12 protein-coding genes and 1 pseudogene are annotated in these 15,535 nt (G+C 70.1%); 7 read left to right on the top strand and 6 right to left on the bottom strand.

What is annotated here, in order from left to right; genetic code table 11:
* Positions 1–6: 6 nt before the first annotated feature.
* From GRC12_RS04795 to GRC12_RS04785, 3 genes are all read left to right on the top strand, one after another.
* Positions 7–1,854 carry a phosphatidylglycerol lysyltransferase domain-containing protein gene (locus GRC12_RS04795; protein WP_208777623.1) on the top strand — a complete coding sequence of 616 codons (1,848 nt, stop codon included), beginning with the start codon at positions 7–9 and terminating at the stop codon, positions 1,852–1,854.
* Between the two features lie 116 nt (positions 1,855–1,970).
* Positions 1,971–4,073: a SpoIIE family protein phosphatase gene (locus GRC12_RS04790; RefSeq protein ID WP_208777620.1), complete on the top strand. Its 2,103-nt coding sequence runs from the start codon at positions 1,971–1,973 to the stop codon at positions 4,071–4,073.
* Between the two features lie 353 nt (positions 4,074–4,426).
* Entirely contained in the window at positions 4,427–5,878 is a 1,452-nt protein-coding gene (locus GRC12_RS04785) for an MFS transporter (RefSeq protein WP_208777619.1), read from the top strand.
* A gap of 47 nt (positions 5,879–5,925) precedes the next feature.
* Here GRC12_RS04785 and GRC12_RS04780 read toward each other — a convergent pair whose 3' ends face one another.
* Complete coding sequence (locus GRC12_RS04780) at positions 5,926–6,945, bottom strand: Lrp/AsnC family transcriptional regulator (protein ID WP_208777615.1); 1,020 nt, start codon at positions 6,943–6,945, stop codon at positions 5,926–5,928.
* Positions 6,946–7,091: 146 nt separating this feature from the next.
* Here GRC12_RS04780 and GRC12_RS04775 point away from each other — a divergent pair, with 146 nt between their 5' ends.
* A complete protein-coding gene (locus GRC12_RS04775) occupies positions 7,092–7,337 on the top strand; it encodes a magnesium transporter (protein WP_244372024.1) in 246 nt (81 codons plus the stop codon).
* Here the strand turns inward: GRC12_RS04775 and GRC12_RS04770 are convergent.
* Together GRC12_RS04770 and GRC12_RS04765 are read right to left on the bottom strand one after the other, a co-directional pair.
* A pseudogene (locus GRC12_RS04770) lies at positions 7,309–7,784 on the bottom strand (helix-turn-helix domain-containing protein); the annotation flags it as partial. The gene GRC12_RS04775 and the pseudogene GRC12_RS04770 overlap by 29 nt on opposite strands.
* A 48-nt stretch (positions 7,785–7,832) precedes the next feature.
* A complete protein-coding gene (locus tag GRC12_RS04765; RefSeq protein WP_244372023.1) occupies positions 7,833–9,866 on the bottom strand; it encodes a transglycosylase domain-containing protein in 2,034 nt (677 codons plus the stop codon).
* On the opposite strand from GRC12_RS04765, the gene GRC12_RS04760 reads away from it, so the two are divergent.
* Entirely contained in the window at positions 9,835–10,140 is a 306-nt protein-coding gene (locus GRC12_RS04760; protein ID WP_208777671.1) for a hypothetical protein, read from the top strand. The two genes, GRC12_RS04765 and GRC12_RS04760, sit on opposite strands and share 32 nt — an antisense overlap.
* Before the next feature lie 245 nt (positions 10,141–10,385).
* Entirely contained in the window at positions 10,386–11,255 is an 870-nt protein-coding gene (locus GRC12_RS04755; protein WP_208777610.1) for an alpha/beta fold hydrolase, read from the top strand.
* 177 nt (positions 11,256–11,432) lie between these two features.
* Here the strand turns inward: GRC12_RS04755 and GRC12_RS04750 are convergent, their stop codons facing one another.
* Positions 11,433–12,986: a hypothetical protein gene (locus tag GRC12_RS04750; RefSeq protein ID WP_208777608.1), complete on the bottom strand. Its 1,554-nt coding sequence runs from the start codon at positions 12,984–12,986 to the stop codon at positions 11,433–11,435.
* Positions 12,987–13,391: 405 nt separating this feature from the next.
* Here GRC12_RS04750 and GRC12_RS04745 point away from each other — a divergent pair, with 405 nt between their 5' ends.
* Complete coding sequence (locus GRC12_RS04745; protein WP_439959868.1) at positions 13,392–13,637, top strand: hypothetical protein; 246 nt, start codon at positions 13,392–13,394, stop codon at positions 13,635–13,637.
* Between the two features lie 265 nt (positions 13,638–13,902).
* Here GRC12_RS04745 and GRC12_RS04740 read toward each other — a convergent pair whose 3' ends face one another.
* Both GRC12_RS04740 and GRC12_RS04735 read right to left on the bottom strand, forming a co-directional pair.
* The gene (locus GRC12_RS04740) at positions 13,903–14,673 is read right to left on the bottom strand and encodes a methyltransferase domain-containing protein (protein ID WP_208777606.1); all 771 of its coding nucleotides are present in this window, start codon (positions 14,671–14,673) and stop codon (positions 13,903–13,905) included.
* Between the two features lie 313 nt (positions 14,674–14,986).
* Positions 14,987–15,523 (bottom strand): TetR family transcriptional regulator, encoded by a 537-nt coding sequence (locus GRC12_RS04735; RefSeq protein WP_208777604.1) that lies wholly within the window; start codon positions 15,521–15,523, stop codon positions 14,987–14,989.
* Between the last annotated feature and the right edge of the window lie 12 nt (positions 15,524–15,535).

Raw genomic sequence — 15,535 nt, 5'->3', positions numbered from 1 at the left:
GCCACCATGACCTCACAACTGTCGGCCCCGATACCCACGCGTCCCTCCGCCGCGAAACGCACACCGGGCACTGGGCCGAGCCGACTGCGCCGACGGGCCGCAGACACCACCGTCTGGTACCTGCGGCTGATCGCCGTACTGAACATAGCGGCGGTGATGTCCCTGCCGTTCCGGCAGGAGGTCAACGAGCACAACAACGGCCGTATCACCCTCCATCTGCACCGGCAGCACGCCCATCACTCCGGGCAGTTCTTCACGCCGTACCTGGCCACCGCGGGCCTGGTCTCGGCGGCCCTGGCGATCTTCTTCGTGCTGGTGATGCGCCGCCGCAAGCGGGCCGCGTGGGTGGTCAATCTCGTCCTGTCCGCCCCCCTGTTCGCCCTGTACGTCCTCGCGCTCACGCAGCACGAGTACCGCGCCCACGCCTTCAACTGGCTCTCCGCCGCCCTGACCGGTCTGTTCGTCGCCGCACTGCTGATCAGCCGCCGCGAGTTCAACGCGGTGGGGGACCCCTCCAACCCCAAGCTGGCACTGGCCGTCGGCGTGGGCGGCCTGGCGGTCACCGGCGGCTTGGGCACCCTCCTCGTCCACGCGACGAACAAACTTCCCGGCGCCACCCTCGCCGACGAGATCGCCTACGCCCTCCTGCGCGGCGTCAGCGTCGGTCCCCTCGCCGACACGGTCACCGCGGTCCGCGCCCCCCGCTGGATCGACATCATCATCAACATCCTGCTCGCGGCGGCCTTCTGCCTGGTCCTGTACGCCCTTTTCCGTTCCCCGCGCGGCCGCCGGCTGCTCGGCCCCGAGGACGAGGAACGGCTCCACGCCCTGCTGGACAAGCACGGCGCCCGCGACTCCCTCGGCTACTTCGCCCTGCGCCGCGACAAGGCGGCGATCTTCTCCCCGACCGGCAAGGCGGCCGTCACCTATCGGGTCGTCGGCGGCTTCAGCCTGGCGTCCGGTGACCCGATCGGAGACCCGGAGGCCTGGCCCGGCGCGATCGACGCGTGGCTGACCGAAGCGCGCCAGCACGCCTGGACCCCCGCGGTGATGGGCGCGAGCGAGGAGGCGGGCACCATCTACGCCCGCCACGGTCTGGACGCCCTGGAACTCGGCGACGAGGCGATCGTCGACATCGCCGACTTCACCCTCGAAGGCCGCGCCATGCGCGTCGTACGGCAGGCACACAACCGGGTGCGCCGGGCCGGTTACACGGTCCAGATCCGCCGCCACCAGGACATCCCGGCCGAGGAGATGGCGACGCTCATCGAGGCTGCCGACCGCTGGCGTGACGGCGCCACCGAACGCGGCTTCTCCATGGCCCTCGGCCGCCTCGGCGACCCGTCGGACGGCCGCTGCGTGATGCTGGTGTGCCGGGACGCGGACGACGTCCCCCGGGCCCTGCTGAGCTTCGTCCCCTGGGGCGAGCACGGCCTCTCCCTGGACCTGATGCGCCGTGATCGCGACTGCGAGAACGGGCTGATGGAGTTCATGGTGGTCGAACTCCTCCTCAGAGGAGCCGAGTTGGGCATCCAGCGCGTCTCCCTGAACTTCGCGATGTTCCGCTCGGTCTTCGAACGCGGCTCCCGTCTCGGCGCGGGCCCGGTGCTCCGCCTCTGGCACGCCACCCTCACGTTCTTCTCCCGCTGGTGGCAGATCGAGTCCTTGTACCGCGCGAACGCCAAGTACCGCCCCATCTGGGAACCGCGCTACCTGCTCTTCACTCGCAGCAGTGACATCCCCCGGATCGGCCTGGCGAGCGCCCGCGCAGAGGGGTTCCTCACGCTGCCCTGGCAACTGCGCAGCGGTCCCGGTACCCCGTGTGACCGAACCAGCACAACCGAGGGGAAGTGACCGACCACGACGTCCTCGCGTGGCCCCGTTGCTGCGACGGTCTATATGCCCGGCAATAGGTGAAAAAATACGGGTTCTGGGCAGACGGTGAGGATGGAGATGGGCGGCGAGGGGTCTTGACCCGTCCGGATGGTCCGCGTACGGACACCGGCCCACTGGACGCCGCGTTCGCGGAGACGGTCCGCCGTACCGGCGCGTCCATCGGCGCTCTCTACCTGCTCGCGACGGACGGGCGGCTGCTGCGTCTGGACGCGGTGTGCGGGGCGCCGGTCGAGTTCGCCGCACCCTGGGCGAAGGTTCCGCTCGCCTCCCCGGCACCGGTCGCCGAGGCCGTGCGCGAGGAGCGGATGGTGTGGGTGGCCAGCCAGGAGGAGATGGCCCGCTCCTATCCGCGCACCGCGATGGTCCTTCCCTACCCGATGTCGCTGGTCGCCGCGCCCATCACCGGCGTGCGGCAGTGGGGGTGCCTGCTGTTGATGTGGTCCGCAGCGCGTCCGCCGCACATGACCCCGCGCGAGCGCGGAAACATCACGTCCAGTTGCCGGCGTCTGGCCCGCCTGCTGGAGGAAACCGCCGAACAGGCCGCGGGCGACCGCACCGGAGGGCCGCGCGCAGTGCCGGTGGGAATCGGCCGCCGGTACGCGCCCCCGGAACTGGCCCTCGCCGATTTCGTCGAGCGGCTGCCCGGCGGAAGCTGCGCGCTGGACCTGGAGGGCCGCTTCACCTACGTCAGTTCCGGCGCCGCTGAGCTCCTGGGCCGTGACGCGTCGCGACTGCTGGGCACGCAGCCGTGGCAGTCCCTGCGCTGGCTCGACGATCCCTTCTACGAGGACCGCTACCGCGCAGCGGTCATCAGCCGGGAGCCCGTTTCGTTCACCGCGTGCCGTCCGCCGGAGCAGTGGCTCGAGGTTCACCTGTACCCCGACGAGAGCGGCATCAGCGCCCGTATCCTGCCCAGCCGCGCGCAGGAGCGGGCCTCGCCCGCGTCCGGTCCGCCGGTCATGCCGGCCCGTGCGGGACAGCTGTACCAGCTCACCCATCTCGCCGCCGCGCTGACCGAGGTCGTCGGCGTCCAGGACGTCGTCGATCTGGTCGCCGACCAGATCATGCCCGCTTTCGGCGCCCAGGGGCTGGTCCTGTCCACCGCCGAGGCGGGCCGGCTGCGGATCACCGGTCACCGCGGGTACGCCGACCACACCATCGAACGACTGGACGGGCTCCCCCTCGACACCACCTTCACCCCCGCGGGTCAGGCCCTGACCACCGGAATTCCCGCGTTCTTCGCCGACGCCGAGGAGATGCGGCGTACCCATCCCGACGCACCGCTGGTCAGCGGGAAGCAGGCCTGGGCCTTCCTCCCGCTGATCATCTCCGGCCGACCCGTCGGCGTCTGCGTCCTGTCGTACGACCATCCCCACGCCTTTCCGGCCGAGGAACGAGCCGTTCTGACCTCCCTGGCGGGTCTCATCGCCCAGGCATTCGACCGCGCCCGCCTCTACGACACCAAGCACGAACTCGCCCACGGTCTCCAGCAGGCGCTGCTGCCCCGCAGTCTCCCCTCGATCGACGGACTGCGGGTGTCCGCCCGCTACCTGCCCGCCACTCGCGGCATGGACATCGGCGGGGACTTCTACGACCTCATCCGCCTCGGCGACACCGCGGCCGCCGCCGTCATCGGCGACGTCCAGGGCCACAACGTCGCCGCCGCTGCCCTGATGGGCCAGGTACGCACGGGCGTCCACGCCCACGCGGCGCTCGGCACGCCCCCGGACCAGGTCCTGCAACGCGCCAACGAGCTCCTGAGCGACCTCGATCCCGACCTGTTCACCAGCTGCCTCTACGCCCACCTCGACTTCTCCCGCCGCCGCGTCACCCTGGCCAGCGCCGGCCACCCCCCACCGATCCTGCGCCTTTCCGACGGCAAGACCGGGCCGCTGGAGGTCCCGCCGGGACCACTGTTGGGCATCGATCCCGACGCCACCTTCCCGTTGACGGAGATCCCGCTTCTCGAAGGAACACTGCTGGCCCTGTACACCGACGGCCTCGTGGAAGCACCGGGCGTGGACCTCGACGACTCGATCGCCCGCCTCGCGCACGATCTCGCCGAGGCCGACGTCGGAGATCTCGACGTGCTCATCGACACCGTGCTCAGCAGGGCCGGCACCAACGGGCAGCGCCTCGACGATGTGGCCCTTCTCGTGCTGCAGAACATCCTCTGACCCGAGGCGCGGCCGTCGATGTGCAGTGCGTGGACCAGGGTGCGGTCGAGTGCGTCGCTTCCCCGTCGGCTGGGCCGGCGGGGAAGCACCGCGGGCGGCCAGGTGAAGGAACCGCACACCATGAGTGTGGCCTCAACACCCGCGCCCGACGGCGCCGGTGGCCCCCGGGCACGCATCCTCCGGCGTTGTGCGAAATCGACACCGGGGACGGCGTCGATGGAAGGAATCCACCATCTCCCGGCTCTGGCTGGAGCGCCTCCTTCTCCCGCCCTCACGCTGAGTCGTGGTCGGCCCCCGACGCCCCGCCGGCCGGGGCCGGGCCGGCGTGTCGACAACGGTGGAGAGGAACCCCGATGACTGCTGAGCGTGTGCTGACGCCGATGCCCTCGGCGTACCGATGGCGGTGGCCGGCGCTCACCGCCCTGCTGCTCGGTGAGGCGATGAACCTGCTGGACGCGACCATCGTGCAGGTCGCCGCTCCGAAGATCCACGCCGAACTGGGCGGGTCGGTGTCCGACATCCAGTGGTTCACCACCGCCTACACCCTGCCGTTCGCGGTGCTGCTGATCACCGGCGGGCGGTTGGGTGACATCGCCGGCCGCAAGCGGCTGTTCGTGATCGGTGTCACCGGATTCATGGTCGCGTCCGCCGCCTGTGCCGCGGCGCCCACGGTGGGGCTCCTGATCGCCTTCCGCGTGGTGCAGGGAGCCGCGGCGGCGGTGATCATTCCCCAGACCATCGGCCTGATCAAGACGATGTTCTCCGGTCCCGAGATGTCCAAGGCACTGGGCAGCATCGGTCCGGTGATGGGCCTGGCCGCCGTGTGCGGGCCGGTGCTCGGCGGTGTGCTCACCCATGCCGACCTGTTCGGCTCCTCGTGGCGTGCGGCGTTCCTGGTGAACGTGCCGGTGTCGCTGGTGGTCCTCGCGATCTCTCCCAAACTGATGGAGAACCGTGCTCCCAAGCGGCCCTCCCTCGACCTGACCGGAACGTTGCTGGCCATGGCCGGGATCGGGCTCGTCGTCCATCCGCTGATCGGCGCGGACCTGACCGCCCTGTCGGGATGGAGCTGGGCGGCCATCGTGGCAGGGCTGTGCCTTATGGCCGTGTTCGCGGTGCATCAGCGCGCGGTGGCCGCGGCCGGGCGCAGCCCGCTGGTGGAGCCGAGCCTGTTCGCCCACCGCGGCTTCCCCGTCGCGCTGGTGACGTCGACGTCCTTCTTCGCCGTCACCAACGGTCTGATGACGGTCATCGTGCTCCAGCTCCAACTCGGCCTGGGCACCGACGTGTTGAAAGCGGGGCTCACCCTGGCTCCGTGGTCGGTGGGACTGGCCGTCGCCTCCTGGGTGGCCGGTGCGCATCTGGTCAAGCGCTATGGACAGCCCATGATGTCCCTCGGACTCGCCGTCCTCCTGGTCGGCGCGCTGGGCGCCATCGCCGTCTATCACGCGGCGGACCCGCAGACGTACCCGACGCCGCTGCTGTTCGCACTCGGGGTCGTCGGACTTGGGGTCGGCCTGTTCAGCCCGGCGTTCTTCACCATCGCGCTCAAGCCGCTTCAGCCGCAGGAGATCGGCTCGGCCGCGGGCCTGCTCAACGCGGTCCAGCAGTTGGGCGCAACGCTCGGCGTGGCGATCCTCGGCAGCGTGTACCTGGGCAGCGCGGATGGCGGTGGTGCCTACGCCGCCCTGCATGCCGTGCAGGTCTCGTTCTGGGTCGCCGTCGCGCTCGTCGTGGTGAGTTTCGTGACCAGCCGGATGATGGGCGACGACAGCGCTTCGGCCGATACCGGTGAGGCACACTAGCCGGGCTACTTCGAGAGTGCGCGCGGCGGCCTTCTGGCCGCCGCTCGTCACATCCGGGAGCGAGCCGGTGCCGAGGGCCTTCTGGTACGGGCCGCGTCGGTCATGATGGGACTGGCCGCCTTGAGGTTCCGCAGGACCGGGCTGGTCTCCAGGGTGTGGATCGCGTCCAGGGAACCCAGCCGACGGGTCAGATAGCGGTGCAGGTCGGCCGGGTCACGGCACAGGGCCTGCGCCACCAGGTTGGTGGGTCCCGTCGTCGCGGCGACGTAGGCCAGCTCGTCGTGTCCGGCCAGGGTTGCCGCCACGTCCTCGATGTGCGCCGGGCTCATCGACATCCACAGCAGTGCCCTTGTGTTGGCGCCGAAGTGCCCGGTGTCGACCTCGACGTCGAAGAAGATGGCGCCGCCCGCCTGCAGATCCGCCAGCCGGCGCGCCACCGTGACCGGAGACCAACCGGTGGCCTGCGCAAGCTCCGCGTGGGTGGCCCGTCCGTCCTTCTGCAGGGCTACCAGCAAGTCTGCGTCACCGTCGGTGAGTTGCCGCGGGACGGGTGCGTACGCGGTGTCGGCCGCCTCGCGCTCGCGCAGAACGCGCTGCTGCTCCTCGTCCAGCGTGTCCGCGCTGCGGCGCCAGTTCGTCGAGCCGCCGAGGTAGGTGTGCAGAATGCAGTGCGCCGACACGGCCGTGATGTGGTTGGTGCGCGGAATGTCCCGCAACAACAGGGAGTTGCTGCCGCCGCCCTCGGTCGGCGCGTGGATGATCGCGACGATCTCGGTGCCGCCGGAGGTGAGTTTCACCCACGAGGTGTCCTGTCGGCGCACCAGCGCGTGGGCCAGGTCCTGCGCGGAGCTCGCCGCCGCGGTGAGCCGGACGAGCCACTGCGTCTGGCCCGCCTGATGGGGATCCGGCAGTCCGACGACCCGTAAGGACGCCTCGGTGCGCAGCCGGCGGTAGCGCCGGGAGACGGTCTGCGGCGAGACGTCCAGGGCGGCGGCGATATGGCTGAAAGGTGCGCGTCCGTCGATGTGCAGCGCGTGGATCAGGGCACGGTCCAGATGGTCCAGCATGCACACATCCTTCAATGGGGGGCCTGCTCCGTGGAATAGACAGCCGCCACCGCCGCGGTCCGGGTGCCGGCCGCAGGGGAGGTGCGCGTCTCCGACCTCGCGGCGGTGTCCGGCGTGAGTGCCGGGTGGGTGTGGTCCCGGGAGCCATGCCGGCCTCGCTCGGGATGGTCCTGGGTCCCCTGTTCGTCGGCGCACACATCGCCGTCGTGGTCGAGGTGGCGTTGGTGATCATCTGCGGGTGGGCGGCGACGGCCGGCGGTACCGTGCCGCTGCTGGCCAAGCGCCTCCACATCGACCCCGCGGTGGTCTCGGCCCCGATGGTGACGACGCCGGTGGACGCCACGGGTCTCGTGATCTACTTCCTCACCGCCCGCGCGGTGCCGGGTGTTTGACCGGAGGGAAGTCGACTCGCGCCCCCGTGCGGAACGTGCGGCGGTAGGTGTCGGGAGGCACCCCCACCGTACGGTTTAAGTGGCGGCGCAGTGTCGTGGCGGTGCCCATGCCGGTGGCCTCCGCGATGGTGTCGACACTGTCGTCGGTCTTTTCCAGCAGTTCCTGGGCGCGGCGGATCCGCTGAGTGAGCAGCCACAGACGAACTGGGCCTGGCCGCCGGCGCGATGCGGCTGCACGACCAGTCGACGGGCGGCGGCGTTGGCGACGGACGAGCCGTGATCGAGGCGCACGATGTGGAGGACCGTCGGTGTCGCTTCGGCCGGTGAGATGTTCGACGCGCGCGACTTCCTCGACGCGCTGTCCGCGCACATCTCGCTGGAACCGCGTCCCCAGCGAGCCGCACACGCTTCGGTGCGCCAAGAACCCTGGCTGCGCCGAGCCCGTAACCGCACCAACGGTCAACGAGGATGAGCAACGCCGCCGCTAGGTGGTGGCTACGGCTTGTCGGCGGCGAGTTCGACGGTGGGCAGTGCGGGCGAGGAGGTGCCGGCGAGCGCGCCGGCCATCGCATCGCGCCAGATGGGACCCGGGGTGTCGGCGCCGAAGACCTCGTGGTGGAAGACACCGCCGATGGTGATGTCCGTCATGGAGACGTTGTGGGACGGGCCCCCCACCCAGACCGCGCCCGCCAGGTTCGAGGTGTAGCCGACGAACCACGCGGCCCAACGATTGTCGGTCGTACCGGTCTTGCCCGCGCTGTCGCGGTCCTTGAGACCCGCCTGCTGACCGGTGCCGTCCTCGACCACACCCTTCAGCAGCGTGTTGATCGTGGCGGCCGTCGTCGGCGACATCGCCTGGCCGCATGAGGTCCGCGGCACCGGCAGGGACGTGCCGCCCGCGTCGGTGATCGACTCGATGGCCACCGGCGTGCAGTAGACGCCGTTGTTGGCGAAGGCCGCGTACGCGGACGCCATCGTGAGCGGGCTCACCACCTGCGTACCCAGCGTGATGGAGGGGACCTGTTCCAGCGGAGCGCCGTTCGCCTGCCGGACACCGAGCTGCTGCTCCATGTGGACCACCGGACAGATCCCGATGTTGCTGATGAGCTGGACGAAGTAGGTGTTGACCGAAAGGGCCATCGCCTTCTTCAGGTTCATCGGGCCGACTTCGGACCTGTCCTCGTTCGACAGCGGCGGGGCGCCGGGATCACCCACCCAGGGCTTGCCGCAGGTGCTGACCGGGCTCGGGTAGTTCATCGAATACGGCGCCGGCAGCACGGTGTTGGGATCGGTGCCGCCGTCGATCGCCGCCGCGGCGACGATCGGCTTGAAGGTCGAGCCGGACTGGAAACCGGTTCCGCCGCCCATGCCGTGGTCGACACTGAGGTTGATCTGCGTCTCGTTCTTGCCGAAGCCGTACGGGCGGGACTGGCCCATGGCCAGGATCTTGCCGGTGCCGGGCTGGACGAGCGTGACGGCCGTAGCGACGGAGTCGGTCGCGTAGACGTGCTGGGTGATGGACGCCTGGACGGCAGCCTGCGCCTTGGGGTCCAGGGTGGTCGTGATGGTCAGACCGCCGGTGGCCCACCGCTCGGCCCGCTCTTGCTCGGTCTTGCCGAAGACGGGGCTCTGAAGGAACGCCTCGCGGACGTAGTCGCAGAAGAAGCCGGCACCCTGGACGGCGGTGATGCAGCCGTTCTTGGGCGCGGTGACCTTCAACCCGAGGGGTTGCTTCTTGGCGGCGTCGGCCTGTGCCTGGGTGATGTCATGGACGTCGGCCATACGCTGCAGAACCGTGTCGCGGCGGTCGCGGGCGGCCTGGGGGTGTTCGACGGGGTCGTACAGCGTGGTGCCGTTCACGACGCCGGCCAGCAGGGCGGCCTCCGGGAGCGTCAGGTCCTGCGCGTGGGTGCTGAAGTAACGCTCGGAGGCCGCCTCGATGCCGAACGACTGCTCCCCGAACGGCACGATGTTGAGATAGTTCTCCAGGATCTTTTTCTTACCGAGTTCCTTCTCGGCCTGGATCGCGTACTTCAGTTCCCGGACCTTGCGGCCCAGGGTCGGAGAGGTGGCCTGGGCCACGGCGGTCGGGTCGTCGCCCGCCTCCTCGATGAAGACGTTCTTGATGTACTGCTGGGTCAACGTGGAGGCGCCCTGTTCGGCGCCGCCCGCCTGGGTGTCCTTGACGACCGCCCGCAGCACCCCCTTGGGATCGATGGGGCCGTGCTGCCAGAAGCGGGCGTCCTCGATGGCGACGATGGCCTTCTGCATGACCGGGCTGATCCGGCTGAGGGGCACGACGGTCCGGTCGCGGGAGTAGACGGTCGCGATGAGGTGGCCGTCGGCGTCCAGGATGTGTGAAGCCTGGCTCAGCGGCGGGCTCTTGAGGTCGCCGGGCAGGTCGTCGAAATCGGTTGCCGCCTCCTTGGCGGACAGACCGAGCGCACCGGTGGCCGGCAGCGCGATGCCGGCCAGCAGCACGCCCGCCAGTGCGCTGATGCCGAGAAACTTCACCGTCTGCACGGCCATCGTTCCCGACGATGAGGCCGACGACATCGATCCCCCGGAACGGGACCCACCGGAACGCACCAAACCCATGGCGCGCAGGGTACGACGCGATCCTGTGACTCCCGCCCGCTGCCAGAGCGAGCAATCGTCGATCCTGGTCGCCACGGACATTTCCGGGGGCGACGACGATCGCGCCAGCGACGACGATGGCGCCAGCCACGCCGTCGGACAGGGCGTGGACGGGCGCGCAGACGCCACGCTCACCGCGAGCTGGATCCCATTGTCGTACTTCTGATGGGCGTGAGTCGGTAGAGCGACCTGCAAGACCGGCACGTAAGCGCGTTGGTGCATAGGCGGATGCGTCTGGGGACTCGCGCGGGGTACGCGGGAGGTGGGTCGGGCTGGGCCAGTTTTGGGCTCGCGGGTGCGGGGAGGCTGCGCCTGCGGGCTGGAGGCGCGGTGGTGACGCGGCGTGGGAACGGGGAGTGCTGGGCCGGTGGTGCCATGAGTGGCGGATGGCCGACGAGGGAGGTTCCGGCGTTGTTCGAGGGCTTTGAGGGCGGGCGAGTCGAGGTTGACGCGGCGTCGATATTCGTCCGCTACGGCGGGCAGGGGCCGCCGGTGGTGCTGTTGCACGGCCACCCCCGCACCTCTGCGACCTGGCATCGAGTCGCCCCGCTCCTGGTCCAACGCGGTTTCACCGTGGTCTGCCCCGACCTGCGCGGCTACGGCCGGTCCACCGGTCCAGCCCCCACGGCAGACCATACGGGACACTCCAAACGGGCCGTCGCCGCTGACGTCGTGGAGGTGATGCACCGCCTGGGCCATTCCCGGTTCGCACTCGCCGGACACGACCGCGGAGGCAGTGTCGCGCTGCGTCTCGCGCTCGATCACCCCGGCGCCGTCGCGCGGGTGGCGCTGATCGACTGTCTGCCTTTGAGCGAGCATCTGTCGCGTATCACGGCCGAGTTCGCCACCCAGTGGTGGCACTGGTTCTTCTTCGCCCAGCCGGACATCCCGGAACGGGTGATCAACGCCGATCCGGACAGCTGGTATCGCGGCGATCCCCGGAGCATGGGGCAGGAGAATTACGACGAGTGGCGCTCGGCCATGAGAAACCCCGACGTGGTGCGGGCGATGCTGGAGGACTACCGGGCCGGCCTGACCGTCGACCGGCGGCACGAGGAGGACGACCGCGCGGCCGGGACGCGGATACAGTGCCCGGCGCTGATCCTCTGGTCGCTCCGGGACGACCTGGAGGACCTGTACGGGGATCCGGTGAAGATCTGGCGGCACTGGGCCGTGGACGTACGCGGCCACGGCATCGACGCCGGCCACCACGTCGCCGAAGAGGCTCCCGAGGCGCTCGCTTCCAGCCTGGCGGACTTCTTCGACGGACGTCGTAAGTAGGGAGTGCCCTTGACCACATGGGTTCACCGGGTTGACGGTTCCGGCGGTTGGATAGGCCGCGAGGCATTGCCGTGCCTGCTCGCCCGCCGCGGCATCACCTTCCAGTGCACAAGACCTGGAAGGGGTCACCCGGACCGCAACGCCGAGCTCGACCGCAGCGCGTACGTCCTGACGGTGTCAGTTCCCACCGCGGGACCGTCGGGACAGCGCTACGGCCATACCGCCGGCCAGCAGCAGCGCGCCGGCCGCCCAGGCGATCCGGCCGCCGCCGAATCCGGTGTCGGCCAGCGGTCCGGACCCTGCGGAAGGGCCATCCGAAACGGAGCCGGACGCTCCGGCCGCGGAGCCGGAGCCGGACCCGCCGGGCGTACCGCCGGCCGCGGAGCCGTCCTGCGTCAGCCGCAGGGTCAGCGCCGCGCTGTCGTTGGAGGCGTCGGGGTCGAGCCCCTTCATGACCTCCAGCGTGCGGACCTGGCCCGTGGAGACGGCCGGGGTACGGGGGCCGATAGCGACGGTGAACGACAGGACGTGTCTGTCCCCCGGGGCGGGGTCGCCGAAGTCGCACTGGTAGGAGGACCGGCCCATCCGGGGGCCGGGGTCCGACCCGTCGTCCGTGGGCGGCGGCTGGCAGTTGTCCGGGATCTTCGTGGCTTTCGTGCCCGGCGGCAGCTTGACGAGGACCGGGAGCCAGGCGTCTTCGTCGAGGAGGTCCTCCACCACCGCCGGCCCCCGGTCGATCACCGTGGCGTGCAGCGTGGCGTGACCGCCGCGCCGCCCGGTGACGGTGTCCCCGGTGACGGCGAAGTCGGCGTGGTTGACGCTGTTGACGTAGGTGGTGAAGTACGGGGCGCTGTTCCCGTCGGACGGCATCGCGCCCCTCGGAACCAGGGTCAGCGGGGACCCGGGGCCGTTCGCCGGGGCGGCGCTGGTCAGCGGGGTGAACTCGTAGAAGATCTTGTCGCGCAGGGCCTCGTCGCCGACCTTGACGCGCAGCGGCGACGACAATGCGTACTGCCGGCCGGGCTCCACCGGGGTGGGGAAGTCGCACAGGGTCGAGCGCACGATGTGCCCCCCGCGGCCGCTTGCGGGCACGTCGCGGCAGTTGGCCCAGGAGCCCTGGAGGTGCAGCCCGGCAGTGGTGTCGATCCGCAGCTGCACCCCCTTGGCCGCCGGGAGTTGGCCGTTGTTCCACACGGTGAGCGGAAAGGTCAGCGTGTCGCCCGGCACCTGGTCCAGCTGCTCGGCGGACGCGCTCACCTTCAGCTGCGTCTTGCCGTTGGTCAGGGTCAGGTGGTCGCCGGTGACGGTGGCGTCCGACGCCGTGCCGGAGACGGTCACGGTGCCGCTGCTGCCGATGGCCGCACCGGGCTTCGGCACCAGCCTGAAGGCGTGGAAGTCCGAGGTGGCGGACGCCAGGTCCAGCGTGCAGAGGTTGCCCTCGCAGTGCTCCGACGGTTCCGGCTCGGCGAAGTCGGCCACACCTGACAGGTCGACGGTCAGGTGGACGTGGTGTGCCGTGCCCCCGCCGGCCACCTTCCACCGGTAGGACAGGGCCACGCTCGGCGGCTCCGTCCCGATGAAGAGCTGGTGCTCGGCGAACTGGACCGTCATCTCTCGTGCGGCGTCCGCCGTGTCGGCGCGGGCCGGACCCGTGCCGAACACCGCCGCCACCAGCGCCAGCGCGCCCGCCGCCGCCGTCGCGACCGCGCGTACCCTTGATCGTCTTGCCATCCGACCGAAACCTTCCCCGCGCGCCGGGAGGGTCCCGGCCCGCCATGCCTCACAGGTGTGACCCACGAGGTGCGGAAATGGTTGCGGCCAGCCGGGCTCAGGTGTCCGCGCTGCCGGGCACGATGGGCGGACGAGTTGTCCATGATCACGTAGCTGGGTGCGCCGTCGGGCCGGGCGACGCGGATCGACTTCGGCGGCCAGGGTGTTCGCAGCGCCCTTCGTGCGGTGGTTGGCGCCCCACGGCCCGCTCCCGACGCTGCCCGTTCCTTCCTGAGGCAGCACGCGCCACCTGCACCCCGGCCGCGGCGCGGCCATGGTCCAAGCCCGGAACCGGTTCCTGTCCACCGGTACGTGGTCCGTCCCACCCAGCGGCACCTGGCAGAGCTGCGCGACCGACTGCCTGCGATGGTCACGATCGACCCGGCCAAAGAACAGCGCCTGCACCGGGCGCTTGACCCATTCTTCGAGAGCACCGTCACCGAACAAGTGGAGTACACCGCACCCTTGACCAGGCTGGATGCCCTGGACCTGGTAGCGATGACACCGAGCGCACGCCACGTGGGCCGTACAGACCCGAACGATGACGGCCTCCTGCCCGATGAGGTCACCGTCTCCGTGCTGGCCACCGCCTACGAGCCTCGGCGACCATGAGCGGGCGCAGCACACCCCGCCACCGTCCGGGGCCCCTGGACACGGGGTGGGTCAACTCGGGGTTCGAGCGTAGGCGGCCTGGTTCGGGGGCGGGTATGCAAGGTGCTCATCGAGTCGCGTTCCGTCAGGGCCGGTTGGCCGACTGACACCACGTTGATCGCCAAGTGGTGCAAGGCGTTGGACGGCGTCAGCCGGACCACCGAACGGTCACGACTCGATGCGAGACATGGTGGCAATGGCGAGTTGCCGTGAAGCCTTCCGAGCGTCAGGCCGCTTTTGCGAAAACGAGTACCTCAGTGGAGGCGATGCCCATGGGAGCCAGGAAGCTGGCTTCCAGGCTGCAGTCGAGCGTGGCGAAGAGGTCGACGCATGTCCGGCGTGGCATGGCGGCCGGGTAGGAGTCGTGGCCCGAGCCGCCCTCTGTCGCCCAGGCGCGTACCGCAGCCGGGTCCAGGCAGGTCTCCGTCATGACGTCGAAGACGATCCGGCCACCGGGCCGGGTGACACGCGCCATCTCGAAGAAGTACCGCGAAGCGCCAAGGAACGTCACGGTGTTGAAGACCTTGTGAGCCTGCACGAGGTCGATGCTCGCGTCGGGTGTCGGGGCGAGACTGCTCCCCGAGGTCGGTTGGGCGGTCACGTCGAACGTGTCCACCAGGTAGGTGGCCCAGGGTGCTGCCGTCTCGTATATCTCGTAGCGTTGTGGTGAACACTCCTTCAGAGTCTTCTCCAAGTACCGCCCGGATCCGGGGCCGATCTCCAGCACCGTCTTCGGTTTGGCTTCGTAGACGCCGAGAGTGCGTAGTTCGTCGATGGTGGACTGGGTGGCGCCGGGCGTCCCGTTCATGACCTCGTCGATGTAGTCACCCACCGACAGACCGGCCGCTCGTGCGGCTTTCATCGTTGCCTCGAACGGGATGAAGTCGTCGACGCCGCCCAGGTTGTTGGTGCTGCGCACGATGTCGAATCCCGTGCGTCCCAGGAGCCGCTTGACGCCCGACTTCAATACGGACTTTTGTTCGTCTGCTGCCTTCATCGAACATACCCCACCAGATCGTGCCAAGTTTCGGTGCCAGCATAGGGATCACGGGCACGGAGGCGCAGTGGGACGAGCGAATTGCTACGCGGCGGTCCGCCTGCCGACAAATGAACCGGTGATCCCTTGCGTGCTAGTCGTCGACACTTGTCGCGTCCAGGGCACTGGGGCCGCCGTTTCCGTGGCTCCCTCCGACCCAGATCGGATATCTCCGCCGAGACCGTCCTCCCGCGGAGACGAAGACCACCCCCACGCACCGCCGGAAGGACCCCGGCGCTTCGTACCAGGGGCACGTCGGACTGCTGGGGCGATCTCACCCCTCGGCGGCGGCCACCTCGTCGACGACGATCTGGGCGCGGTTCTCCGGCACGCCGGCCGCGATGAGCGCGGTGACGGCCACCCGGGTGCCGTCGTCCTCCAGCGCCCCGGTGTTGACCTCTTCCAGCAGGGCGACCGTCATCGCCTCCAGGCCGGCGCTCAGCACCGGGGCGGGCAGCTGGGAGTGGAAGACGCCGTCCCGCTGTCCCTGCGCCACGATGGCCGTGGCCCTGATCCGGGCGGGCTCCAGGATCCCGGCGACCCGTTCCATGCCGAGGTCCCGTCGGGCCAGCGCCAGGAGCATCCGGTAGCGATCGCCGACGGGCCAGAGCGACAACGAGAAGAGGGCGAGCGCCCGGTCGGCCGGTTCGGTCGTGTCCGCTGCGACCGCGACGGCGGCCTGGAGGGCTTCCGCGGCCTCCTCGGCCAAGGCGTCCAGGAGCGCGGCCCGTCCGGGGAAGTGTCCGAACAGGGTGCGCCGTACGACTCCGGAGGCGCGGGCGAGCTCCTCGATCCGCAGCCGCAGCCGCATCCGGGACCGGTC

The sequence above is a fragment of the Streptomyces griseorubiginosus genome, assembly GCF_017614965.1.
GTDB lineage: Bacteria > Actinomycetota > Actinomycetes > Streptomycetales > Streptomycetaceae > Streptomyces > Streptomyces griseorubiginosus_B.
Note: the sequence above shows the minus strand (reverse complement) of the source record. Positions and strands in the feature narration are given on the sequence as shown.